Origin of the sequence: Cellulomonas oligotrophica, from assembly GCF_013409875.1 — a bacterium.
Taxonomy (GTDB): Bacteria; Actinomycetota; Actinomycetes; order Actinomycetales; family Cellulomonadaceae; genus Cellulomonas; species Cellulomonas oligotrophica.
Window position 1 is genome coordinate 1,226,334 of sequence record NZ_JACCBK010000001.1, and the last position, 22,773, is coordinate 1,249,106.

The 22,773-nt window shown below is 75.2% G+C and carries 23 protein-coding genes and 1 tRNA gene; 12 read left to right on the plus strand and 12 right to left on the minus strand.

The genetic code is table 11. The features are described from left to right. The first annotated feature begins 75 nt into the window (after nt 1-75). The 3 genes from BKA21_RS05385 (at nt 76) to BKA21_RS05395 (ending at nt 2,690) form a co-directional block, all read left to right on the plus strand. Nucleotides 76-1,467 (plus strand): S8 family peptidase, encoded by a 1,392-nt coding sequence (locus tag BKA21_RS05385; protein ID WP_140457318.1) that lies wholly within the window; start codon nt 76-78, stop codon nt 1,465-1,467. Between the two features lie 73 nt (nt 1,468-1,540). Then, nucleotides 1,541-2,182 (plus strand): RNA polymerase sigma factor, encoded by a 642-nt coding sequence (locus BKA21_RS05390; RefSeq protein ID WP_140457319.1) that lies wholly within the window; start codon nt 1,541-1,543, stop codon nt 2,180-2,182. Next, nucleotides 2,163-2,690: a hypothetical protein gene (locus tag BKA21_RS05395; RefSeq protein ID WP_170208894.1), complete on the plus strand. Its 528-nt coding sequence runs from the start codon at nt 2,163-2,165 to the stop codon at nt 2,688-2,690. The genes BKA21_RS05390 and BKA21_RS05395 overlap by 20 nt, the downstream gene beginning before the upstream one ends. A 124-nt stretch (nt 2,691-2,814) precedes the next feature. On the opposite strand, the gene rplA is transcribed toward BKA21_RS05395, so the two are convergent. The 5 genes from rplA to BKA21_RS05420 form a co-directional block, all read right to left on the minus strand. After that, nucleotides 2,815-3,534: a 50S ribosomal protein L1 gene (gene rplA, locus BKA21_RS05400; RefSeq protein WP_140457322.1), complete on the minus strand. Its 720-nt coding sequence runs from the start codon at nt 3,532-3,534 to the stop codon at nt 2,815-2,817. 79 nt (nt 3,535-3,613) lie between these two features. After that, nucleotides 3,614-4,045: a 50S ribosomal protein L11 gene (gene rplK, locus BKA21_RS05405; RefSeq protein WP_140457323.1), complete on the minus strand. Its 432-nt coding sequence runs from the start codon at nt 4,043-4,045 to the stop codon at nt 3,614-3,616. A gap of 85 nt (nt 4,046-4,130) precedes the next feature. Next, on the minus strand, nt 4,131-4,943 hold the full coding sequence (nusG, locus tag BKA21_RS05410) for a transcription termination/antitermination protein NusG (protein WP_140457324.1): 813 nt from the start codon (nt 4,941-4,943) through the stop codon (nt 4,131-4,133). A gap of 104 nt (nt 4,944-5,047) precedes the next feature. Then, nucleotides 5,048-5,326 (minus strand): preprotein translocase subunit SecE, encoded by a 279-nt coding sequence (gene secE / locus BKA21_RS19315; protein ID WP_140457325.1) that lies wholly within the window; start codon nt 5,324-5,326, stop codon nt 5,048-5,050. A 156-nt stretch (nt 5,327-5,482) separates the two neighbouring features. Beyond that, a tRNA-Trp gene (locus BKA21_RS05420) sits at nt 5,483-5,555 on the minus strand. A gap of 249 nt (nt 5,556-5,804) precedes the next feature. On the opposite strand from BKA21_RS05420, the gene BKA21_RS05425 reads away from it, so the two are divergent. The 8 genes from BKA21_RS05425 to BKA21_RS05460 all read left to right on the plus strand — a co-directional run bounded on the left by BKA21_RS05425 (nt 5,805) and on the right by BKA21_RS05460 (nt 14,311). Further along, on the plus strand, nt 5,805-7,040 hold the full coding sequence (locus BKA21_RS05425; RefSeq protein WP_140457326.1) for a pyridoxal phosphate-dependent aminotransferase: 1,236 nt from the start codon (nt 5,805-5,807) through the stop codon (nt 7,038-7,040). A 107-nt stretch (nt 7,041-7,147) separates the two neighbouring features. After that, nucleotides 7,148-8,071 carry an ABC transporter ATP-binding protein gene (locus BKA21_RS05430; RefSeq protein WP_140457327.1) on the plus strand — a complete coding sequence of 308 codons (924 nt, stop codon included), beginning with the start codon at nt 7,148-7,150 and terminating at the stop codon, nt 8,069-8,071. Then, the gene (locus BKA21_RS05435) at nt 8,071-8,949 is read left to right on the plus strand and encodes an ABC transporter permease (protein ID WP_140457328.1); all 879 of its coding nucleotides are present in this window, start codon (nt 8,071-8,073) and stop codon (nt 8,947-8,949) included. The genes BKA21_RS05430 and BKA21_RS05435 overlap by 1 nt, the downstream gene beginning before the upstream one ends. Nucleotides 8,950-9,037: 88 nt before the next feature. Beyond that, nucleotides 9,038-10,306 carry a sensor histidine kinase gene (locus BKA21_RS05440; protein WP_140457329.1) on the plus strand — a complete coding sequence of 423 codons (1,269 nt, stop codon included), beginning with the start codon at nt 9,038-9,040 and terminating at the stop codon, nt 10,304-10,306. After that, on the plus strand, nt 10,303-10,935 hold the full coding sequence (locus tag BKA21_RS05445) for a response regulator (RefSeq protein WP_140457330.1): 633 nt from the start codon (nt 10,303-10,305) through the stop codon (nt 10,933-10,935). Before BKA21_RS05440 ends, BKA21_RS05445 begins: the two co-directional genes overlap by 4 nt. A 45-nt stretch (nt 10,936-10,980) precedes the next feature. Continuing rightward, nucleotides 10,981-12,534: a sensor histidine kinase gene (locus BKA21_RS05450; protein ID WP_239072742.1), complete on the plus strand. Its 1,554-nt coding sequence runs from the start codon at nt 10,981-10,983 to the stop codon at nt 12,532-12,534. Further along, complete coding sequence (locus tag BKA21_RS05455; RefSeq protein WP_140457331.1) at nt 12,531-13,244, plus strand: response regulator transcription factor; 714 nt, start codon at nt 12,531-12,533, stop codon at nt 13,242-13,244. The genes BKA21_RS05450 and BKA21_RS05455 overlap by 4 nt, the downstream gene beginning before the upstream one ends. A 5-nt stretch (nt 13,245-13,249) precedes the next feature. Beyond that, nucleotides 13,250-14,311 (plus strand): adenosine deaminase, encoded by a 1,062-nt coding sequence (locus tag BKA21_RS05460; protein ID WP_140457332.1) that lies wholly within the window; start codon nt 13,250-13,252, stop codon nt 14,309-14,311. A gap of 5 nt (nt 14,312-14,316) precedes the next feature. On the opposite strand, the gene BKA21_RS05465 is transcribed toward BKA21_RS05460, so the two are convergent. The 4 genes from BKA21_RS05465 to BKA21_RS05480 form a co-directional block, all read right to left on the minus strand. After that, nucleotides 14,317-16,065 carry an alpha/beta hydrolase gene (locus BKA21_RS05465; RefSeq protein ID WP_140458314.1) on the minus strand — a complete coding sequence of 583 codons (1,749 nt, stop codon included), beginning with the start codon at nt 16,063-16,065 and terminating at the stop codon, nt 14,317-14,319. A gap of 254 nt (nt 16,066-16,319) precedes the next feature. Next, a complete protein-coding gene (locus BKA21_RS05470) occupies nt 16,320-17,492 on the minus strand; it encodes a UDP-N-acetylmuramate dehydrogenase (protein WP_140457333.1) in 1,173 nt (390 codons plus the stop codon). A 9-nt stretch (nt 17,493-17,501) separates the two neighbouring features. Next, a complete protein-coding gene (locus tag BKA21_RS05475; protein ID WP_140457334.1) occupies nt 17,502-18,812 on the minus strand; it encodes an MFS transporter in 1,311 nt (436 codons plus the stop codon). Then, nucleotides 18,809-20,251 (minus strand): MFS transporter, encoded by a 1,443-nt coding sequence (locus BKA21_RS05480; RefSeq protein WP_239072741.1) that lies wholly within the window; start codon nt 20,249-20,251, stop codon nt 18,809-18,811. The genes BKA21_RS05475 and BKA21_RS05480 overlap by 4 nt, the downstream gene beginning before the upstream one ends. Before the next feature lie 201 nt (nt 20,252-20,452). Between BKA21_RS05480 and BKA21_RS05485 the strand changes: the two genes are divergently transcribed. Further along, nucleotides 20,453-21,514: a LacI family DNA-binding transcriptional regulator gene (locus BKA21_RS05485; protein ID WP_140458315.1), complete on the plus strand. Its 1,062-nt coding sequence runs from the start codon at nt 20,453-20,455 to the stop codon at nt 21,512-21,514. A gap of 122 nt (nt 21,515-21,636) precedes the next feature. Here the strand turns inward: BKA21_RS05485 and BKA21_RS05490 are convergent, their stop codons facing one another. Genes BKA21_RS05490 through rpmG form a run of 3 tightly spaced genes read right to left on the minus strand, consistent with a single transcriptional unit; the run spans nt 21,637 to nt 22,705 of the window. Next, on the minus strand, nt 21,637-22,062 hold the full coding sequence (locus BKA21_RS05490; protein WP_140457336.1) for a MaoC family dehydratase: 426 nt from the start codon (nt 22,060-22,062) through the stop codon (nt 21,637-21,639). Then, nucleotides 22,059-22,511 (minus strand): FAS1-like dehydratase domain-containing protein, encoded by a 453-nt coding sequence (locus BKA21_RS05495; RefSeq protein ID WP_140457337.1) that lies wholly within the window; start codon nt 22,509-22,511, stop codon nt 22,059-22,061. The genes BKA21_RS05490 and BKA21_RS05495 overlap by 4 nt, the downstream gene beginning before the upstream one ends. Before the next feature lie 23 nt (nt 22,512-22,534). Further along, nucleotides 22,535-22,705: a 50S ribosomal protein L33 gene (rpmG, locus tag BKA21_RS05500; protein ID WP_089798398.1), complete on the minus strand. Its 171-nt coding sequence runs from the start codon at nt 22,703-22,705 to the stop codon at nt 22,535-22,537. Nucleotides 22,706-22,773 lie beyond the last annotated feature (68 nt).

The following is a 22,773-nucleotide window of genomic DNA, read 5'->3' on the forward strand; positions in this document are numbered from 1 at the left end:
GGTCTCTCCACGTGGGTGGGCACGTCCGTGCCCACCCACGACCCGGCTCTGTCCGGACCCCCTCGGAGGCCCCACGTGACGCGCTACCCCAGAGACACCGACGCCCTGGGCCGCCCCTTCGGCGACGACTACCGTCGCTCTCCGCTCCACGCCAGCACGAGCACCGGCGGCGCCGTCCCGGTCAGCGCCGCCCGGCTCGCACGCACCCCTGCCGGGCGCAGCGATCGTCGGCAGCGCGCCGCGATGCTGGAGCGGATGCGGACGGGATGGGACGCGACGCACAGCCAGCGCCTGGACATCGCCGTGAACAAGCACGACGCCGACACCCTCGTCGTCAACGGGGAGATCCTCGTCCGGGCGAGCTCGTGGCCGGAGGTGTCCGAGGAGCTCGAGGAGGCCGGCTTCTCGCGGGTCCCCCTGGGCTACCCCGACCTCGAGAGCCGACTGGTGCGCGTCGAGGCGTCGAAGGGGACGCCGATGCGCCGGGTGGAGCAGGTCGTGCGCGACCTCCGCGAGGAGGGGCACGCACTCTCCGTGTCCTACGTGACGCCCCTGGGTGCCCGCCCCGTCCTCAAGCCGACCGCCGGCGGGATCCTTCCCACGCCGGTGACCTTCGCGTCCTACGCGGACGAGCTGTCCGCGCACGGCGCCGGCGTGACGGTCGCGGTCATCGACACGGGCATCGCCGCCGAGGTGCGCACCGACGGGTGGCTCGACGCCGTGGCGCGCCACCCGACGGGTCCCGACGACAACATCGACGCTCTCGACGCGGCGCCCCCGGACGGGTACCTCGACCTCTACGCGGGGCATGGCACCTTCGTCGCCGGCGCCGTCGCGCAGGTCGCGCCCGCCGCGACGATCGTCGCCTACCGCGCGGTCGGGCCCGGCGGCGCCGGGTCCGAGCTGGACGTCGCCGCGACGCTTGTCCGGGCCGTCCGCGACGGGGCGCAGGTGGTGAACCTGTCGCTCGGCACCCAGACCCTGTTCGACGAGCCGTCGATCGCGCTGGGGGCAGCGCTCGAGGTCGTCGCCGAGATCGAGGCGGACCGCGGCTGGGAGACCGTCGTGGTCGCCGCCGCCGGGAACTTCGGCGACGAGACACCGACGTGGCCCGCTGCGTTCAACCGCGTGGTGGCCGTCGGCGCCCTGACCGCCGCCCTGACGCCGACCACTTGGTCGAGCCGCGGCTCGTGGGTGGACATCTCGACCGTCGGCGAGGGGGTCCTGTCGACGTACGTGCAGGGCTCCCAGTCGCCGGAGTTCACCGACGCGCCGCAGACGTTCGGCACGGACGCGTTCGCGCGCTGGATGGGCACGTCGTTCGCCGCCCCCCAGGTGGCCGGCGCCGTCGCGCGCGCGATGACCGAGCTCGGCATCTCCGGCCCCGCAGCCGTGAACGCGCTGCTCGCCGCCGGCAAGCCGGTCGCGGGCTTCGGCCGGGCGCTGCAGATCCTTCCAGGGGCCTGACGTGCTGGGCACATGCCTCGTGGCACGCCATGATGGCCTTCGGGACAAACCCGACAGGCGAAGGAGTCGTGCCGTGAGCAGCCTGGTACCCCTCGACGAGCCGTACGCGGAACGCACCGCGTCGCACCTCGTCGCCGGCGCGCTCGCCGGTGACGAGCGGGCGTGGGCCGAGATCGTGCGGCGGCACACCAAGCTGGTGATGGCGCGGGTGCGGCAGTTCCGGCTCTCGCCGTCGCAGGCCGAGGACGTGGCGCAGACCGTCTGGCTGAACCTGCTCGAGCACCTCGGCGACCTCCGCGACCCGGAGGCCCTGCCGGGGTGGATCTCGACGGCCACCCGCCACGAGTGCATCCGCATGACCAACCTCTCGCGGCGCAGCGTGCCGGTCGACCCGCAGGCCGGCCGCTTCGACGTGCAGGACGACGCGGAGCTGGACGGCGACCTGCTGCGCACCGAGCGCCATGCCGCGCTGCGTGCGGCGCTGGCCGAGCTGCCCGACCACCAGCGCCGGCTGCTCCTGCTGCTCAGCACGGACCCGCCGCCGACCTACCAGGAGGTGTCCGCGCAGCTGGGCATCCCCGTCGGGTCGATCGGCCCCACCCGCCAGCGTGGGCTGGCACGGCTGCGGCAGACCGCCGCGATCAGGAGCTACCTCGGGGCGCCCACCGGCGCTGCACCCGGCGAAGGAGGCCGCGATGTCCTGGCACTCGGATGACCCCACGGGCGGTGCCGCCCTGCGCTGGGAGGACGTGTGGGCCGACGACGACGCCCTGGCGGCGGAGCTGGTCGACGCGCTCGCCGACGCCGACCTCTACGAGCGGGTGTCGTCGAGCGCGCACCGGGCGTTCACGGCGCACCGCGGCATGCTCGCGGCCCGGGACGACCTCGCGGTCGACCTGATGCTCCTGGAGCTGGTGCACGACTCCCACCTGGCGGAGGCCTCGACGGCGGTGCGTGACCGGTCCGGGCAGCCGTCCCGCACCCTCGTCTTCGAGGGCGAGGGGGTCGGCGTGGAGGTCGAGATCGACGACGACGGCGTCGAGGGGCAGCTGATCCCGGCCCGACCGGGCCAGGTGACGCTCCGCACCCCCGACGGGGACGTCGCGAGCGTGGAGACCGACGACGTCGGCTACTTCCGCCTCGACACGCGGCCCGAGGGGCCCGTCCGGCTGGTGTGCACCGGCGCGTCGGGCACGTGCGTGACCACATGGCTCCCCTGGTGAGCCGGCGCTGACACGGGCGTCGGCGGGCCGGACGCAGGGGGACCGGCCCACGGGGCCCGAGCAGGATGCAGCAGGGCCCGGCGACCGTGAGGTCGCCGGGCCCTGCTGCCGTGGTGGGGACGCGTCAGGCCGCGTCCTCCTCCTCGGTGAGGTTGCGGGTCTTGCTCTGGTCCAGCGCGATGCCGGGACCGTTGGTGGTCGAGACCGTCGCCTTGGCGATGTAGCGGCCCTTCGACGACGACGGCTTCAGACGCAGGATCTCGTCGAGCGCCGCGGCGTAGTTCTCCACCAGGGCGACGTCGGAGAACGACGTCTTGCCGATGATGAAGTGCAGGTTCGCGTGACGGTCGACGCGGAACTCGATCTTGCCGCCCTTGATGTCGGCGACGGCCTTGGCGACGTCCATGGTCACGGTGCCGGTCTTCGGGTTCGGCATGAGACCACGCGGGCCCAGGACCTTGCCGAGACGACCGACCTTGCCCATGAGGTCGGGGGTGGCGACGGCGGAGTCGAAGTCCGTCCAGCCACCGGCGACCTTGGCGATGAGCTCGTCGCCACCGACCTCGTCGGCGCCCGCGGCACGGGCCTGCTCGGCGCGCTCGCCGACGGCGAACACGATGACGCGGGCGGTCTTGCCCGTGCCGTGCGGCAGGTTGACGGTGCCACGGACCATCTGGTCCGCCTTGCGGGGGTCGACACCGAGGCGGAACGCGACCTCGACGGTCGCGTCGTACTTGGTGGTCGACGTCTCCTTGGCGAGGCGCACGGCCTCGAGCGGGGTGTAGATGCGGCCGGCCTCGATCTTCTCGACGGCGGCGCGGTACGCCTTGCTGTGCTTGGGCATCTGCCTGTTCTCCTTGGTCAGCAGTCGTGGTCGACGGGCTGCACGAGCCCTGCCACTGGGGTGCGGGATCGCCCGGGCGTCAGCCCTGGACGGTGATCCCCATCGAACGGGCGGTGCCCGCGATGATCTTCTCGGCGGCCTCGAGGTCGTTCGCGTTGAGGTCCTCGAGCTTGGTGCTGGCGATCTCGCGCACCTGGTCGCGCGTGAGCGACGCGACCTTCGTGGTGTGCGGGGTCGGCGAGCCCTTGGCCACGCCGGCGGCCTTCTTGATCAGCTCGGCGGCCGGCGGCGTCTTCGTGATGAAGGTGAACGAGCGGTCCTCGTACACCGTGATCTCGACGGGGATGACGTTGCCGCGCTGCGCCTCGGTGGCCGCGTTGTACGCCTTGCAGAACTCCATGATGTTGACGCCGTGCTGACCCAGCGCGGGGCCGATCGGCGGGGCCGGCGTCGCCGCGCCGGCCTTGATCTGGAGCTTGATGAGGCCGGTGACCTTCTTCTTGGGGGGCATGACGCCTTCCCTCTCGTGTCGTGGGCCGACGCCGTGGGCGATGACCCGGTTGCAGGCCCCGCGGTGGCGGGGACCGGTCAGCAGGTCAGATCTTCGAGACCTGGCTGAAGGACAGCTCGACCGGGGTCTCCCGGCCGAAGAGCGAGACGAGGACCTTGAGCTTCTGGTTCTCAGGGTTGATCTCGGAGATCGTCGCGGGCAGCGTGTCGAACGGGCCGCCGTCGGTGACGGTGACGGACTCGCCGACCACGAAGTCGACCTCGACCGGGGTCGCGGACTGCTTCTGCGACTGCTGCGCGGGGGCCTTGGTCTCCAGGCTCGGCGCGAGCATGGAGAAGACCTCGTCGAGCGTCAGCGGAACGGGCTGGTGCGTGTGGCCGACGAACCCGGTGACGCCGGGCGTGTGGCGCACGGCGCCCCACGACTCGTCGGTGAGGTCCATGCGGACGAGGACGTAGCCGGGGATCCGCACGCGCTTGACGACCTTGCGCTGCGCGTTCTTGATCTCGACGACCTCTTCCATCGGCACCTCGACCTGGAAGATGTAGTCCTCCATGTTGAGGCTCTGCGTGCGCGACTCGAGGTTGGTCTTCACGCGGTTCTCGTACCCGGCGTACGAGTGGATGACGAACCAGTCGCCGGGCAGGCGGCGGAGCTTGGTCTTGAACGCGGCGACGGGGTCCTCGTCGGGGTCGGGCTCGTCGGCGACGGGCGCCTCGTCCTCGTCGTCCGCCGGCTCGGCCTCGGGCGCGTCGTCCTGCGACGTCTCGTCGGCGTCGGTCACGTCGTCGGCGTCGACGTCGTCCCCTGCGCCGGTCTCGACGGCCTCGACCGACGCGAGCGCGTCCGCCAGCTCGGCCTCGGCACCCGGCGTGGGCTCCTGCGACTCCTGCGACACGTGCAACCTGCTTTCTCCGGTGGTCCGTCCGACGACGGGCGTCGGTGCGTGCGCCCGGCCGTGGCCGTGCGCGGTGGGGTGGGCGCCGGCTCTGCCGGCAGGCCTCACCCGAAGACGAGGAAGGCGAGCTGGCCGACGCCGAGGTCGACCAGCGTCACGAACGCCATCACGACGGCGACGAAGACGAGGACGACGCCCGTGTACGTCAGCAGCTCCTGCCGCGTCGGGCGCACGACCTTCTTGAGCTCGGCGACGACCTGACGGACGAAGAGCGCGATCCGGGCGAACAGGCCGCGGCGCTCCTGGCGCCGGGGTGCGGACCCGCTCGCGCGCGGCGCCGAACCCTCGGCGTCGGACGCAGCGGCGGCAGCGGTATCGCTCACGTCGTGCCCCTCGTTCGTATGTGCTGGCGACGGGCACCGGTGGGTGCCCGGGACGCACGGACGAACCGACGCGACGCGCCGGACCGTCCGGCGGTCCTGCTCACGAGCCGGTCCGGCCCGTCGAGAAGCTCGATGGACCGGACCGGTCCGCGTGCGCAGGGCAGACAGGACTCGAACCTGCAACCTGCGGTTTTGGAGACCGCTGCGCTACCAATTGCGCCACTGCCCTTCGGTGGACCGACATCATCCACGATGAACGACCATCCGTCACGGAGATCAGCACCACCGCTCCCCGTGGGCGCGGCAGCACCCGTGCGGGGGCGTGGCTCATCATGGCGGACGTCAACCGCCGGTGGCCCACTGTACGCGACGGTCACGGCTGGGTCGAACCGCCGACGGCGCACCACCGCACCGGGCGGCGCGCCCACCTGCCGAAAGCCCTGGCGCCGTGCGGCCCCCACGGTGCGAGGATGGCACCGTGAGCGAGCAGAGCACCTCGACGACGACCTCCTCCCGCCCGCGCGTCTCGGCGCGCCTGGCCGCGATCGCCGAGTCGGCGACGCTCGCGGTCGACGCCAAGGCCAAGGCGCTCAAGGCCGCCGGCCGGCCCGTCATCGGCTTCGGCGCCGGCGAGCCCGACTTCCCCACGCCGCAGTACGTGGTCGACGCCGCCGTCGCCGCGTGCCAGGACCCCGCGAACCACCGGTACACGCCCGCCGCGGGCCTGCCCGCGCTGCGCGAGGCGGTCGCCGCCAAGACGCTGCGGGACTCCGGCTACGAGATCCGCCCCGCCGACGTGCTGGTCACCAACGGCGGCAAGCAGGCGGTCTACCAGGCGTTCGCGGCCGTCCTCGACCCGGGCGACGAGGTCCTGCTGCCCGCGCCGTACTGGACGACCTACCCCGAGGCGATCCGGCTCGCGGGCGCCGTGCCGGTGGAGGTGTTCGCCGGCGTCGACCAGGGGTACCTCGTCACCGTCGAGCAGCTCGAGGCCGCGCGGACGCCGCGCACCAAGGTGCTGCTGTTCAACTCCCCCTCGAACCCGACGGGCGCGGTCTACTCCCCCGAGCAGACCGAGCAGATCGGCCGCTGGGCCCTCGAGCACGGCATCTGGGTCATCACCGACGAGATCTACGAGCACCTGACCTACGACGACGCCGTGTTCACCCCCGTGCTGCGGGTCGTCCCCGAGCTCGCCGACACCACGATCGTGCTCAACGGCGTGGCCAAGACGTACGCGATGACGGGGTGGCGCGTGGGCTGGATGACCGGCCCCGCCGACGTGATCAAGGCCGCGACGAACCTGCAGTCGCACCTGACCTCCAACGTCGCGAACGTCTCCCAGCGCGCGGCGGTCGCGGCACTGACGGGCGACCTGTCCGCCGTCGACGCGATGCGCACCGCGTTCGACCGGCGCCGACGCACGATGGTCCAGATGCTCTCGGCGATCGACGGCGTCGTGTGCCCCGCGCCGCAGGGCGCGTTCTACGCCTACCCGTCGGTCGAGGGCCTGATGGGCCGCACGATCCGCGGGACCACGGTCCGCAGCTCCGCGGACCTGGCCACCCTGATCCTCGAGCAGGCCGAGGTCGCCGTCGTGCCGGGCGAGGCCTTCGGGCCCTCCGGGTACCTGCGCCTGTCGTACGCGCTCGGGGACGACGACCTCGTCGAGGGCGTCTCGCGGATCCAGTCCCTGCTGGCCGACGCGGGGTAGCAGACCGGCACCCGCACGCACGGGCACCCGTGTCCACCGGTCGGTGGACACGGGTGCCCGTCGTCGGGCCGTCGCGCCACCGCCGGGCCGGCGAGCAGGCTCGTGCCATGACCGGACGAGCGGACGGACCCGCGGTGCACGTGCGCGGGCTGCACAAGAGGTACGGCGCCAAGCGCGCCGTCGACGGGCTGGACCTGCAGGTCGAGCGGGGCGAGATCGTCGCCGTGCTCGGACCCAACGGCGCCGGCAAGACGACGACGGTGGAGACCCTGGAGGGCTTCCGCCGCGCCGACGCGGGGCACGTGCGCGTGCTCGGCGAGGACCCCGCGACGGCCGGGCGCGCGTGGCGCTCGCGCATCGGCGTGGTCCTGCAGACCAACGACGACCTCGCCGAGGCCACCGTGCGCGAGCTCGTGCACCACTTCGCCGGGTTCTACCCCGCGCCGCGCGACCCCGAGGACGTCATCGACGCGGTCGGGCTGCGGGAGAAGGTCGGCACTCGGGCCCGTCAGCTGTCCGGCGGGCAGCGGCGCCGCCTCGACGTGGCGCTCGGCGTCGTCGGCGACCCCGAGCTGCTGTTCCTCGACGAGCCCACCACGGGCTTCGACCCCGAGGCGCGCCTGGAGTTCTGGGACCTCGTCGAGGGGCTGCGCGACGGCGGCACGACCATCCTGCTCACGACCCACTACCTCGACGAGGCCGAGCGTCTCGCCGACCGGGTCGTGGTCGTCGCGCAGGGGCGCGTCGTCGCGGAGGGCACGCCGGCCGAGATCGGCGGGCGCGCCGGTCGACGCGCGCGGGTGCGGTGGACGGTGGACGGCGTCGGCCACGAGGAGACCACCGACTCCCCCACGGCGCTCGTGGCGCGGCTCGCGGCCACGGTGGGTGCGGCGACGGGCGAGGTCCCCGGTCTGCAGGTGCTGCGGCCGACCCTGGAGGACGTCTACCTGTCCCTGATCGGGGAGGCGGCGACCGCCGCCGGCACGAGCACCGCCGCACGCCGCGGCACCGGCACGGAGGAGGCCGCGTGATGAGCACCGTCGACACCGGCACGACCACCACGTCCACCACCCCCGCCCGCGGGCGCCCCGGGCCCGGTCCGCTGCCGGGCCTGCTGCGGCTCGGGCTCAGCCGGTCCATCTACGAGGTCCGGTCGTTCTTCCGCGAGCGCGACGCCGTGGTGTTCGTGTTCGCGTACCCGATCCTCATGCTCGCGATCTTCGCGACCGTGTTCGGTGCCGACACCGAGGTGCTGCCCGGGTCGGGCGTGACGTTCCCGCAGTACTTCCTGCCCGGGATGGTCGCGACGGGCGTCATGCTGTCGAGCTTCCAGAACCTCGCGATCGCGATCTCGGTCGAGCGGGACGAGGGCGGGCTCAAGCGGCTGCGGGCCACGCCGCTGCCGGCGGCCGCGTACTTCCTGGGCAAGACCGGTCAGGTCCTGGTGACGAGCGTGGTGCAGAACGCGCTGCTCCTGGCGGTGGCGGCGCTGGCGTTCGACGTGCCGCTGCCGGACGAGCCGGGCCGGTGGTGGACGTTCGCGTGGGTGTTCGTCCTGGGGACGGCGGCGGGGGCCCTGTGCGGGGTCGCGTTCTCGTCCGTGCCTCGCTCGGGGCGCAGCTCCAGCGCCGTCGTCATCCCGGTCGTGCTGGTGCTGCAGTTCGTGTCGGGGGTGTTCTTCCAGTTCGACCAGCTGCCGTCGTGGATGCAGCAGCTGGCGTCGGTGTTCCCGCTGAAGTGGATGGCGCAGGGCATGCGGTCGGTGTTCCTGCCGGACGAGGCCGTGGTGCTGGAGCCGTCGGGGTCCTGGCAGCACGGGGCGACCGCCGCGGTGCTGACCGCGTGGCTCGTCGTGGCCCTCGTCGTCGGCGTGCGCACGTTCCGGTGGCGTCGCCGGGACGACGGGTGACCCGGCACGTCGGGGCCCGCCCCGCCCGGCCCTGCGGGTCGGGCGGGGCGGGCGCGTGCCGTGCGGCGGCCCGTGAGAGGGTCGGGCCATGAGCGCGCCCGGCCCCCCGGTGCCCGTCAGCGGCGTCGACCGGCACGGGTTCTGGCTGCGCACGCTGCGGATGTGGGACCTCGTGCTGGTCGCGATGCTCGCGGTGTACGCGGTGGCGGTCCTGGTGGACACCATGCCGCCCGCGCGCAAGGCGGTGGCGCTCGGCACGCTCGCCGTGCTGGGCCTGGCGTACCTGCTGGTGGGGCGTCGCGGGGCGGTGCGCGGCGACCCGCGACTCGCCGACGCCTACCTGGTCCTCCTCGTCGTCGTGGTCGTCGTCCAGGTCGCGATGGGCGGCATCGGCAGCGTGCTGCTGTTCGTGGCGTTCTCGCACATCTGGTTCTTCAGCCGGCACCGGTGGGCGGGCGTCGCGTGGTGCACGGTGCTCACCGTGGGGATCGTCGCGGCGGCCGCGACCCGCCTGGGCACGGACCTGCAGGCGACCGCGGAGATCGGCGCGCAGTTCGGCGTCGCCCTGGTGTTCGCGATCGTGCTGGGCCTGTGGGTCACGCAGGTCGCCGAGCAGAGCGAGGAGCGGGCGTACCTGCTCGAGGAGCTGCGGGCCGCGCAGGACGAGCTGGCGAGCTCCCACCACGCGTCGGGCGTGCTCGCGGAGCGGGCCCGGCTGGCCGGGGAGATCCACGACACGCTCGCCCAGGGGTTCACGTCGGTGGTGATGCTCGCGCAGGCCGCGTCGGCCGAGATCGAGCACGGCCGCACCGACCAGGCACGGCGACGGGTGGGGCAGATGGAGCAGGTGGCGCGGGACAACCTGGCCGAGGCCCGGGCCCTCGTCGCCGCGTTCGCGCCGCCCGACCTGGCCGCGGGCGGCCTCGCCGACGCGCTGGTGCGCCTGGGGCGCCGCTTCGGGGACGAGACGGGCGTGCACGTCGACGTCGAGGCCGACGACGACGGGATCGGGCGCGAGGCCCAGGTCGTGCTGCTGCGCGCGGCGCAGGAGGCTCTCGCCAACGTCCGCAAGCACGCGGACGCCAGCACGGTCGTGCTCCGCCTGCGGCGCGACGCCGGGGGTGCGCGGCTCGAGGTCGTCGACGACGGGCGCGGGCTGCCCGCCGACGCGGCCGAGGGCAACGGGCTGCGCGGCATGCGGGCACGTGCCGGGGCGTCGGGGGGCACCCTCGACGTCGCGCCCGGGCCCGGGCGCGGCACGCAGGTGCTGCTGCAGCTGCCGTCGGCGGCGCTCGTCGCGGGGGCGGTCCCCGGGGCGAGCCCCGGGGGCGGCACGGCCGTCGAGGAGGCGTCATGACAGCGATCCGGGTGCTCATCGCCGACGACCACCCCGTCGTCCGCTCCGGGCTGGCGGGGCTCCTCGCGCTCGAGCCCGACCTCGAGGTGGTCGGCGAGGCCGCCGACGGGGAGGAGGCCGTCGCGCTCGCGGCGGCCCTGCGGCCCGACCTGGTGCTCATGGACCTGCGGATGCCCCGCACGGACGGTGCCGACGCGACCGCGCGGGTGGTGCGCGACGTCCCCGGCGTCCGTGTGCTGGTGCTGACCACCTACGAGACCGACACCGACATCCTGCGGGCCGTCGAGGCCGGTGCCACCGGGTACCTGCTCAAGGACACCCCCCGCGACCAGCTGGTCGCGGGCGTGCGGGCGGCCGCGCGCGGGGAGTCGGCCCTGTCGCCGTCCGTCGCGCTGCGCCTGGTCCAGCAGGTGCGCGGCGACGGCGGCGAGCGGCTCTCGCCCCGCGAGCGCGAGGTCCTCGCCGGGGTGGCGCGGGGCCTGTCGAACGCGGCGGTCGGGCGCGAGCTGTTCATCACGGAGGCGACGGTCAAGACGCACCTGCTGCGGGCCTTCGCGAAGCTGGGCGTGGACGACCGGACGCGGGCCGTGACGGTCGCGATCGAGCGCGGGATCCTGCCCGGCGCCTGAGCTCGTCTTCACCTCGGGCGGCGCGGGTGCCCATACTGTGCCCCCATGGGGCGAACGCGCAGCGGGCAGGGGTCCGCGATCGGCGCCGAGACGGCCCCGATGCCCGTCGTCGTCCCCCGGTCCCGCTCGACCGTGCGGGGCCGGCTGATGGCCGCGGTGGTGGCGCTGACGGCGACGACGCTCGCGGTGTCGGCGGCCACGGGCCTGGCGCTGCAGCTGCGCTCGACGGACCGGGCGATCGACGAGTCGCTGGAACGGGCCGCGGCGGCGCTGCACGACCTGGAGCGGGGCCGGCCGGCGGGTGACGACGAGGCGCGCGCACCGTGGTCGAGCGTGCACACCCTGCTGGCGACGGCCGTGCAGAACCGCGTGCCGGGCGAGCACGAGGGCGTCGTGTCGCTCGTCGACGGTGCGCTGCACGTGCGCGCGTCCGACGTCACCGAGCCGCTGCGCATCGACCTGGACACCGAGCTGATCGCCGCCGTGCAGGCGCTGGACCCGCTCGACCCGCGCGCCGACGAGCCCCGCACGGTGCGGACCAGCACGACGGAGTACCGGCTCGTGGCGCTCCCCGTCACCGTGCCGGCCCAGCCGGACGTGCACGGGCAGCTCGTCGTCGCGTTCGACCGCAGCGCGCAGGTCGCGGCGGTGCGGCGGATCTTCGTGACCTACGCGGGCGTGGGCCTGATGGCGCTCGGGGCCATGACGGTCGTCGCGTGGTTCGTCGTGGGGCGGATGCTGCGGCCCGTGCGGCTGCTGCGCGACACGGCGCGCCGCATCACGGAGTCCGACCTGTCCGAGCGGATCGAGGTGCACGGCAGCGACGACCTCGCGGACCTGGCGCGCACCGTCAACGCCATGCTCGACCGGCTGCAGCGCGCGTTCGGGTCGCAGCGCGAGCTCGCCGACGACGTCGGGCACGAGCTGCGCACCCCGCTGACCATCGTGCGCGGGCACCTCGAGCTCGTCGACCCCCACGACGCGGACGACGTGCGGACCACCCAGCAGCTCGTGCTCGACGAGGTCGACCGCATGCAGCGGCTCGTCGACGACCTCGTGACGCTCGCCACGGCCGACCGCCCGGACTTCGTCAAGCCGGCGCCCTGCGACGTCGGCCGCCTGACCGACGAGGTGCTGGAGAAGGCCCGTGCGCTCGGCGAGCGCCGCTTCGTCGTCGTCTCGCGCGCCGACGTCACCGCGCTGGTCGACGCGCAGCGCATCACCCAGGCGTGGCTGCAGCTGCTGGCGAACGCCGTGCGGTACTCCGACCCGTGGTCGACGGTGCGCCTGGGCAGCGAGGTGTGGGACGGTCGCCTGCTGCTGTGGGTCCGCGACGAGGGACCGGGTGTCCCGCAGGGCGAGGAGGCGCGTATCTTCGAGCGGTTCCACCGGGGCCAGGCCGACCGCAAGCAGCACGGCGCGGGCCTCGGGCTGCCCATCGTCGCCGCCATCGCGTCCGCGCACGGGGGGCGGGTGTTCCTCGAGCACCCGCCGCCGGGTGCCGGCACGGGGGTGGTGTTCGTCCTCGACCTGCCCGCCGTCGGGCTCGTCGACGGTGACCGCACCCTCGACACCGACCTCCTGGAGCACCACCGATGACCCACATCCTCATCGCCGAGGACGAGGAGCGGATCGCCGCCTTCGTCTCCAAGGGGCTGCGCGCCCACGGCTACGAGACGACGTGCGTCCCGACCGGCGAGGCCGCGCTCGAGCGCGTCGAGGTCGGCGGCGTCGACCTGCTCGTGCTGGACCTCGGGCTGGGCGACATGGACGGGTTCGACGTGCTGCGGATGCTGCGCGCCGAGGGGTACGACCTGCCCGTGGTCGTGCTCACGGCCCGCTCGTCCGTCACCGACACGGTCACCGGCCTGGAGTCCGGGGCGGACGACTACATGGCCAAGCCGTTCCGGTTCGAGGAGCTGCTCGCCCGGATCCGGCTGCGGCTGCGCACCCAGGCGCCGGTCGCGCGCGGGCACGTGCTGTCGTTCGGGCGCCTCGCGCTCGACCTGCGCACGCGGCGCATGCGGGTCGACGAGCGGGAGGTCGACCTGTCCGCGCGGGAGTTCGCGCTCGCGGAGATGTTCATGCGCAACCCCGGCGAGGTCCTCACGCGCGAGCGGCTGCTGGCCGACGTGTGGGGCTTCGACTTCGACCCCGGGTCCAACGTCGTCGACGTGTACGTGCGGTACCTGCGCCGCAAGCTCGGCGCGGAGCACTTCGACACGATCCGCGGCGTCGGGTACCGGATGGTCGACACGTCGCCCGACGCGCGGGCGGGCACCGCCGCACCGGCCCGGCTGGCACACTGACCGACGTGCGCGACCTGGCCCTGCTCCCGAAGGCGCACCTGCACCTGCACTTCACGGGCTCGATGCGGGTGTCCACGCTCGCGGACCTCGCCCGCAGGCACGGCATCCGGCTGCCGCACGTCCTGCTCGACGCCGACCCGCTGCGGGTGCCCGCCGGGGAGCGCGGCTGGTTCCGCTTCCAGCGCCTGTACGACGCCGCGCGCGCGTGCGTGCGCGGCGAGGACGACATGCGGCGCATCGTCGCGGAGGCGGCCGCCGACGACGCGGCCGAGGGGTCGGGCCGGCTGGAGATCCAGGTGGACCCGACGTCGTACGCGCCGTTCGTCGGCGGGCTGACCCCGGCGCTGGAGATCGTGCTCGACGAGGCCCGCCGGGCCAGCGACGCGACGGGCGTCGAGGTCGCGGTCGTCGTGGCGGCGTCGCGGATGCGGCACCCCCTGGACGCGCGGACGCTGGCGCGGCTGGCGGCGCGGCACGCCGGGGACGGCCCCGGCCAGGTCGTCGGGTTCGGCCTGTCGAACGACGAGCGGCGCGGCGACACCGAGCAGTTCGGGCCCGCGTTCGAGATCGCGCACCGGGCCGGGCTGGCCCGGGTGCCGCACGGCGGCGAGCTCCTCGGCCCCGCGCACGTGGCGGAGGTGCTCGACCACCTGCACCCCGAGCGGCTCGGGCACGGCGTGCGGTCCGCGGAGGACCCGCACGTGCTGGCCCGGGTCGTCGAGGACGGCGTCGCGCTCGAGGTCTGCCCCGCGTCGAACGTCTCCCTCGGGGTGTACGCGACGGCCGCGGACGTGCCGCTGCGGGCGCTCGTCGACGCCGGGGCCACGGTGGCGCTCGGGGCCGACGACCCCCTGCTGTTCCGCTCGCGCCTGCTCGACCAGTACGTCGCCGCCCGCGAGGTGCACGGCCTCGACGACCGCGCCCTGGCGGACCTGGCGCGGTCGTCGGTGCGGGCGAGCCGGGCGTCGGCGGCCACGCGCGCGCGGCTCCTCGCCGCGGTGGACGCGTGGCTCGCCGACGACCCGGCCGGCCCGACCGCCCCGGGCACGGGGCCCGGGGCGGTCTGAGCCCGTCAGGACCGCGGTGCGGCGCCCGGCAGCGGCGGCACGACCGGCGGCAGCGACGTCGTCGCCGACGACGGCCGGCGCGAGGAGTCCTCGGCCGGGAACGGCTGCAGGTCACCCGTGCAGACCGTGCCCGCCGCCGGGACCTTGCCCGTGAGCAGGTACCGGTCGACCGCGCCCGTCACGCACGCGGACGTGCCGTACGCGGTGTGCCCCCAGCTGTCGGACGACAGGAGCCGGGCCCGCGGCATGAGGTCCGCGAGCGCGACGGCGCCCTCGTACGACGTGGCCGGGTCCCAGTAGTTGCCGACGACGAGCACGGGTGCGGCGGTGCGTGCGGTGAACGGGCCGCGGAACGCGTCCTCGTCCTGCGCCGTCCACGTGCGCGACGCGCACGGCGCCGACGCCCACGTCCACAACGGCCCGAAGCCCGGCGCGTCCGCATCGGCCTGCGCACCCGCGGCGCGCCACCGGTCGGCGCGGGCGGGGTTGAGCCCGTCGGTGCACAGCACGCCGGTGAACGCCTCGAGCGAGTTGTCGTAGGGGAACGCGAAGCCGAGGGCCTCGCGCTGCTTCGCGGTCGTCGCCGCGGCCTGCTCCTGCTGCTCCTGGGCCCGCTGGACGCGGGCGGCCAGGCCGGCGGACGCGGCATCACGGGCGTCCTCGGCGACCTCCTCGGGGTGCTGGAGCGTGCGGACGTAGGCGAGGTCGGCGGCGACCCACGCCCAGCCGTCGGGCGCGTACATGTCGCTGAGCAGGAACGACACGAGCGTCGCGTAGGTGATTGTCCCGTAGTCCTCACCGGTCTCGGGGTCGATCACCGGCACGGGCTCGGCCTTGATGTCGGCGACGATCTCGTCGAAGAGCGCGTGCGGCTCCCCGAGGGCGGCGAGCTCGCACCGCTCCGGGCCGGCCTCCTCGCAGCGGTCGAGGATCTCCTGCAGCGACGCCCAGGCCGCCTCGCCGGAGCGCAGGCGCTGGGTCTGCGGGACGTTCGCCGTGGCGCGCGTCCCCGCCCACGCGACGGGGTCGAGCACACCGTCGACGGTGACCGCGCGCACGCGGTCGGGGAACATGTTGGCGTAGACGGCCCCGAGGTAGCTGCCGTAGGAGAAGCCCAGGTACGTGAGCTTCTGGTCGCCGACGACCCGGCGCACCACGTCCATGTCGCGGGCGACCTCCGCGGTCGACATCGAGGCGCTCAGCGGCGTCCCCGTCGTCGCACAGGCCCGGCCGAGGGCCTCGGACGAGGTGACGTACGCGTCCTCCTCGGCACGTGACGTCGGGAACGGGACGTACAGCCCGCCGTAGGCGGCGGCCTGCTCGCCGGCGTTGCGGAAGCACGCCACGTTGGTGCTGAAGTTCGTCCCGCGGGGGTCGATGCCGACGACGTCGAACCGGGCCCGCACGTCCTCGGTGAGGAACTCCTCCGCCGCGGCGGCCATGAGAACGCCCGAGCCGCCGGGCCCGCCGGGGTTGACGAACAGGGTGCCGATCTTGCGGGCGGGGTCGGTCGCCCGCACCCGCAGCAGCGCGACCTCGGTGGTCGCACCGCGCGGCTTGTCGTAGTCGAGCGGGAGCTCGACGGTGCCGCAGTCCGCGGTCGCGCCGAACACGCTCGTGCAGTCGAACCACTGCGGGTCGGGTGCGGCGACGCGGTCGACCCTGCGGGCCTCCGCGGCGCTCGTGCGGTCGGTGCGTGCGGCGCCCGGGGCGGCCGTCGCCGCGGCCGCGTGGGCGACCCCCGACAGGAGCATGGTCGTCGCGAGGGCTCCCGCGACGAGTGCCCGGCGGGATCGTGGTCGATGGTTCACGTGCTTCCCCCTGCTGCAGTGCGGTGCCCGCCCGGCCGCACGCGTCGGTGCGGACGCGGGCGGGCGGGACACCCCCACGCTCGCGGCTCGCACCGGCCGGGGGCAACGGCCTGCGGGTGGACCCGGGGACCGCCCGCAGGGGGGAGGTGCGGCCCCCGGACCTGCTGCTAGGGTTCGCGGCCGACCGCGGGAGGACGTCAGCCGGCCGTGGCCGGGACCGCCGGCAGGGCGGCGCCGACGAGCACCGGTTCAGGCTCGAGCGCCACGCCGAAGCGGTCGAGCACGCCGTCGCGGACCTGCCCCGCGAGGGCCAGCAGGTCGGCCGCGCGCGCGCCGCCCCGGTTGGTCAGGGCCAGGGTGTGCCGGGACGAGAGCGCCGCGGGGCCGGGCGCGCCGTACCCGCGGCCGAACCCGGCGTGCTCGATGAGCCACGCGGCGCTCGTCTTGACCCCGTCGTCCGGCAGCACCCACCGGGGCGCGTCCACGGGCAGGTCCTCGGCGGCAGCGGCCGTCAGCACGGGGTTGGTGAAGAACGACCCGGCGCTCCACGTGTCGTGGTCGTCGGCGTCGAGCACCATGCCCTTGCGCGCGCGCAGCGCGAGCACCGCGGCGCGGACCTCGGCCAGAGGCGCCCGCTCGCCGACCGCCACGCCGAGGGTGCGCGCGAGCTCGGGGTACGCCACGGCCGCGGACAGCGAGCCGGTGCGCAGCTGGAACGTGACGTCGAGCACGACGTACCGGGGCGTGGGCGCCCACGGGGCGCGGGGGTCCGCGCTGGACGTCTCGCGCATCGAGCGCTTGAGCAGCGACGTGCGGTACCCGAACGCGAGGTTCACCCACGCGAGGGTCCGCACCCGCCCGGTCGCGCGGTCCCAGACGCGGACCTGCGCGATCGTCTCGGCCACCTCCTGGCCGTAGGCGCCCACGTTCTGCACCGGCGTCGCGCCCGTGGAGCCGGGGATGCCGGACAGCGCCTCGACGCCGACGAGCTCGTGCTCGACGGCGTAGGCGACGACGTCGTCCCAGACCGTGCCCGCCGGGACGGTGAGGGTGACGCCCGCGCACGCCGACGCGTCGGGCACCTGCACGCCACCGCGCACGTCGCGCACGACGACCCCGGGGAAGCCGACGTCGGCGGCCAGCACGTTGGAGCCGCCGCCGAGCACCAGCACCGGCTCACCGGCGGCGTCCGCGGACCGGACGGTCTCGACGAGCTCGGCCTCCGTGGTCGCCTCGACGTAGCGGCCGACCGGGCCGCCGACGCGCAGCGTCGTGAGGTCGGCGAGCGTCGGGGTGCCGGGGTGCGTCGGGACGGCGGCGGGCCGCGCCTCGGGTGCCGGGCCGGGAAGTGCGCAGGTGTCGGGCTCCACGGCGTCAGGCTAACGGGGCTCGGGCGACGGGGCGTCGGCGGGCACGGCGGCGTCGGCGGGCACGGCGGCGTCCGCGGGCACCGGTCCTGCCGCGCGCAGGGGCGCAGCCGCGCTCGTGACGAGCAGGCCGAGCACCACGGGGACGAGGATCGCGAGGAGCGCGTCGCGGTAGCCGACGTGCTCGGCGAGCAGCCCGAGCAGCGGCGGGCCGGCGAGGAACGCCGAGTAGCCGATGGTCGAGACGACCGCGACGCGCGGTGCCGCGCGCAGCGGGTCGTCGGCGGCGGCGCTCATGCCGACGGGGAAGCCCAGCGCGGCGCCCAGGCCCCAGGCCACGACGCCCACCATGGCCAGCCACAGGCTGCCGGCCGTGCCGAAGACGAGGAGGCCGACCGCGGCGAGCCCCGCGCACAGGCGCAGGACCGCGACGCGCCCGAACCGGTCCAGCAGCCGTGTGCCGAGGATGCGCATGCCCGTCATCGCCGTGACGAAGAGCCCGAACGCGACCGCGCCGACGGCGTCGTCGACGCCGAACTCGTCGACGACCGCCAGACCCAGCCAGTCGTTCGCTGCCCCCTCGGTGAGCGCGGCGGCGAGCACGACGAGGCCGATGAGCAGCGTGCGCGGCTCGATCCAGGCGCGGGCGGCCCCGCGGGCCCCGCCGTGCCCGTGCGCGTCGCCGTGGGCGGCGCCGTGCCCGCCCTCCCCCGGCCCGGCCAGGAACACCCGGACGGCGAGGACGACGACGACCGAGCTGAGCAGCAGGACGCCGGGCACGTGCCACCAGACCGGCACCCCGAGCCAGGCGGCGAGGGCCGCCAGGCCGGCCGCCGCCATGGTCCCGAACGAGAACCCCGCGTGGTACCGCGGCATGACCGTGCGGCCGAGCCGCTGCTCGACGACGGCGCCCTCGAGGTTCATGGCCGCGTCCCACACCCCGGTGCCCACGCCCGCCAGGACGAGGCCCAGGCCCACGACGACGACCTGCCCGGCCGCGACGCCGGCGGAGGCGGTCGCCAGCCCGGCCGCGTTGAGCAGCGCGAAGACGAGCACCGTCCGTGCGGCGCCGAGGCGCTCGACCACGAGGCCGGACAGCGGCAGGGCCGCGAGGGAGCCGAAGGCCCCCACGAGCAGCAGCACACCCATCTGCTCGGGCGTGAGCCCCAGCCCGTCGCGGACCGCCGGCAGCCGCGCGGCCCAGCTGGCGAAGTTGAGCCCCGCCAGTGCGAAGACGGTGAAGACGGCGACCGACGCGAGGCGGACCTCGCGCGTCGGGGCGGGTACGGCCGTGCGCGCGCCCTCGGGCGACGGTCCGGTCATCGGGCGGCTCCTCGGGGGGTGCGGCGGGGGCGGGGGGTACGAGGCAGGTCGGGTCGCGCGGGCGCCGGGCGTCCGCGGCGCGGGCCGCCGACGTGGCGGCGGGCACCGGGCGGGTCGGGCCGCACCACGTCGCCGACGGCGTCGGGGACGGTGCCGGTCGCGGCGGCCGGGGCGGTGCCGGGCACCGCGGCCGGGGCGGTGCCGGGCACAGCCACGGGTGGGCGGGGTCGGACGACGGGGGCGACCAGCACGCTGACCAGCATGGCGGCCAGCACGAGCAGCAGGGCGTGCCGGGCACCGACGTGCTCGGCCGCGAGACCGAGCACGGGGGGCGCGGCGAGCGAGGCGACCGACGCGAACGCCGAGACCACGGCCACCCGACCCGCCGCCCGGACGGGGTCGTCGGACGCCGCGGCCATACCGACGGGCACCGCGAGCGCGGCACCCGCGCCCCACAGCGCGACGCCGACCACGGCGAGCGGGAGCGTCGGCGCGAGCCCGAAGGTGGCCAGCCCGAGGACCGACAGCACCCCGGAGGCGCGCAGGACGCCGACGCGGCCCCACCGGTCGAGCAGCCGGGTGCCGAGCAGCCGCACCACGGTCATCGCGGCGACGAACAGCCCGAGGACCGCGCCCCCGACGTGCTCGGGGCTCGCGAAGCCGTCGACGACGGCCAGGGCGAGCCAGTTGTTGGCCGACCCCTCGGACAGGGCGGCGGCGAGGACGACCACGCCGACGCCGAGCGTCCGCGGCTCGCGCCACGCGCGCATCGCCCCTCCCCCGCGTCGCGCGCGGGGCGGGCCGTCCGGGGCCGGGGTGCCCGTCCCGGCTCGCGCGGCCCGCTCCGCCGGCGTGGGGGGCAGCACGACGTCGCGCAGCGAGGCCAGGCGCCACACGACCACGAGGACGGCCGTGGCGGGCAGCTGGACGACGACGGGCACGCCCAGCGCGGACGCCAGGGCCCCGAGCCCGGAGCCGGCGACGGCACCCACGGAGAACGCGGCGTGGAACTGCGGGATGACCGTCCGGCCGACCGCACGCTCGATGCGTCCGGACTCGACGTTGATCGCGATGTTGCCGAGCGCGACGGCCACGCCGTTGACGAAGATCCCGGCGGCGAGGAGCGCCCGCGAGCCCGCGCCCGGGGCGACGCCGAGCAGCACGAGCGCGGTCGCGAGCAGCGCCGTGGACGCGAGCAGCACCCGGCGGGTGCCGTGGCGCTGGAGCACGCCGCCCGCCACCGTGACCGTCAGGAGCGACCCGACGGAGCCGACCAGCAGGAGGACTCCCAGGTCTGCCGTGGACAGGCCCAGCTGGTCGCGCACCGTCGGGACGCGGGCGAGCCAGCTGGAGAACGCGAGCCCGGCGAGCGCGAAGAGCCCGACCAGCAGCACGCGGGCACGCGTGACGGACGACGGGGCGGGGGCAGGGCGGTTCACGGGCGCTCCGGCGCGAGGCGCCCGCAGGCACGTCGCGAGGTGTGGCTGGGCCGACGAGGCGGCGGTCGAATCGATTCGAGCCTGGTGCGGCACGGACGGTCGAATCGTTTTGAGGTCGGTCGCCATTCTGCGGGTACGCTGGCCACCGCGTCAATCACCCGACCCGCCGGCCGGACCGGCACCCACCCGGAGGTGGCCGACCTGTCGACCCAGCGACCGACGCTCGCCGACGTCGCCTCCGCCGCGGGGGTCTCGGTGTCCACGGCGTCCCTCGCCTTCTCCGGCGCCGGGCCCATCGCCGCCGCCACCCGCACCCGGGTCCTCGAGGCCGCGAGCAGCCTCGGCTACTCCGGCCCCAACCCGCTGGGGCGGCAGCTGCGCCGCGGACGCTCCGGGATCGTCGGCGTCGTGGTCGGCGACTCGCTCAAGCGCGCGTTCCGCGACCCCGTGGCCGTGCAGATGCTCGACGGGCTCGTCGGCACGCTCGCGCCGCTCGACCTCGGCGTGCTGCTCATCGCCGGCCCGAGCGACCCCTCCGAGCCGCCGGTCGACCCCCTGGTGGAGTCCGCGGCCATGGACGTGGCCGTGCTGCTGTGGGGCGGCACCAGCGACGACCCCGTGCTGACCGCGCTGCGCCGCCGCGGTGTGCCCGCGGTCCTGCTCGAGGGCACGCCGCAGCCCGACGTGACGGTCGTCGGCATCGACGACCGCGGCGGCATGGCGCAGGTCACCCGGCACCTGGTCGACCTGGGTCACCGCCGGATCGCGACCGTGACGCTGCCCTTCGACCGCGACCGCGCCGAGGGGCCCGCCGACGCGGCACGGCTGCGGTCGCTGGCGTGGGAGATCACCCGCCGTCGCCTGGCCGGCGTGCGCGACACGGGCGTCGAGCCGACCGTCGTGTGGGAGACCCCCGCCTCGCTCGTCGAGCACGGCGCCGCGGCCGGTCGGGCCCTGCTGTCCGCGCCCGACCGCCCCACCGCCGTCGTCTGCCAGTCGGACCTGCTCGCGTCGGGCGTCGTCCTGGCCGCGCGCGAGATCGGCCTGCGGGTCCCCGAGGACGTCTCGGTGGCGGGCTTCGACGGCCTCGACCTGCCGTGGCTCGCCCCCGACGTGCTGACGACCGTCGAGCAGCCGCTCGCTCGCAAGGGTGAGACGGTGGGGCACGCCGTGGCGCAGATCATCGCGGGCGAACGACCTGCCGACACGGAGCTGCCCGTGGTCCTGCGCATCGGGACGACGACGGGGCCAGCACCGGCCTGACGGTCGGCCCGTCCACGGGGCGCACCCTCAGAGCGTGCGGACGGTGCGCCGCTCGCGCAGCGCTCTGCCGTGCCGAGAGGCCGCAGGGCCGGCGTGCGGGCCTCAGGGCTACGGTGCAGCCCTCAGACGAGGCGGACGACCGCCTGGGACTTGCCGAGCACGCGCGCGCCGTCGAGCGTGACAGTCAGGTCGATGCGCGCCGTCCCGGCCTCCGCGTCGACCGCGCCGACCGTCGCCACGACCTGAACCGCAGCCTCGCCGGGGTCGGGCACCGGCACGGGCCGCGTGAAGCGCGTCTGGTAGTCCACGACGGCCCCGGGGTCGCCCAGCCAGTCGACGACGACGGCGACCGCGGCGCCCATGGTCCACATGCCGTGCGCGATGACGCCGGGCAGGCCGACAGCGGTGGCGAACCGGTCGTTCCAGTGGATCGGGTTGAAGTCGCCGCTCGCCCCGGCGTAGCGCACCAGGCGGGCACGGTCGACGGCGACGGTGCCGCGCGCGACCTCCTGGCCGACGACGAGGTCGGCGAGCACCGGGCGGCTCATGCGTCCCCCTCCGGCCGGACCGCGAGCGTGGAGACGACGGTCGCGACCTCCGAGCCGTCCTCGTCGGCGACCTCGACCCGGGTCGTCACCATCGCGAGGCCGCCGCGGACGACGACGCCGTCCACGTGGAGGGTCGGCCGCAGCCTGTCGCCCGCGACCACGGGGCGGTGCAGCGTGAAGCGCTCGTCGGCGTGCACGACACGGCTGAAGTCGATGCCGGCGGCCGGGTCGTCGACGTACTGCGCCTCGGACCGCTGGGCGAGCGCGACCAGGAAGGTCGGGGGTGCGACGACGTCGCGGTGCCCGAGGTTCCGGGACGCCGCGACGTCGGTGTGCGCAGGATGCGTGGCGCCCGTCGCCTCGGCGAACTCGCGGATCTTCTCGCGCGAGACCTCGTAGACGTCGCCGGCGGGGTAGACCCGGCCGGCGAAGGAGGTGTCGACCGTCACGTCAGACTGCCGGAGGACCGCGGTCAGCGGGTCTCGCGGTGCACCGTGTGCTTGTTGTCCCGCGGGCAGTACTTCTTCATCTCGAGCCGGTCGGGGGTGTTCCGACGGTTCTTCTTGGTGATGTAGTTCCGCTCCTTGCACTCCGTGCAGGCGAGCGTGATCTTCGGGCGGACGTCCGCGCTCTTGCTGGCCATGTTCGTGCCCACCTCTCGCGCCCCGCGGGGGCTGCGTTCATCTCGTCGCGCGCGCCGGCCGACACACG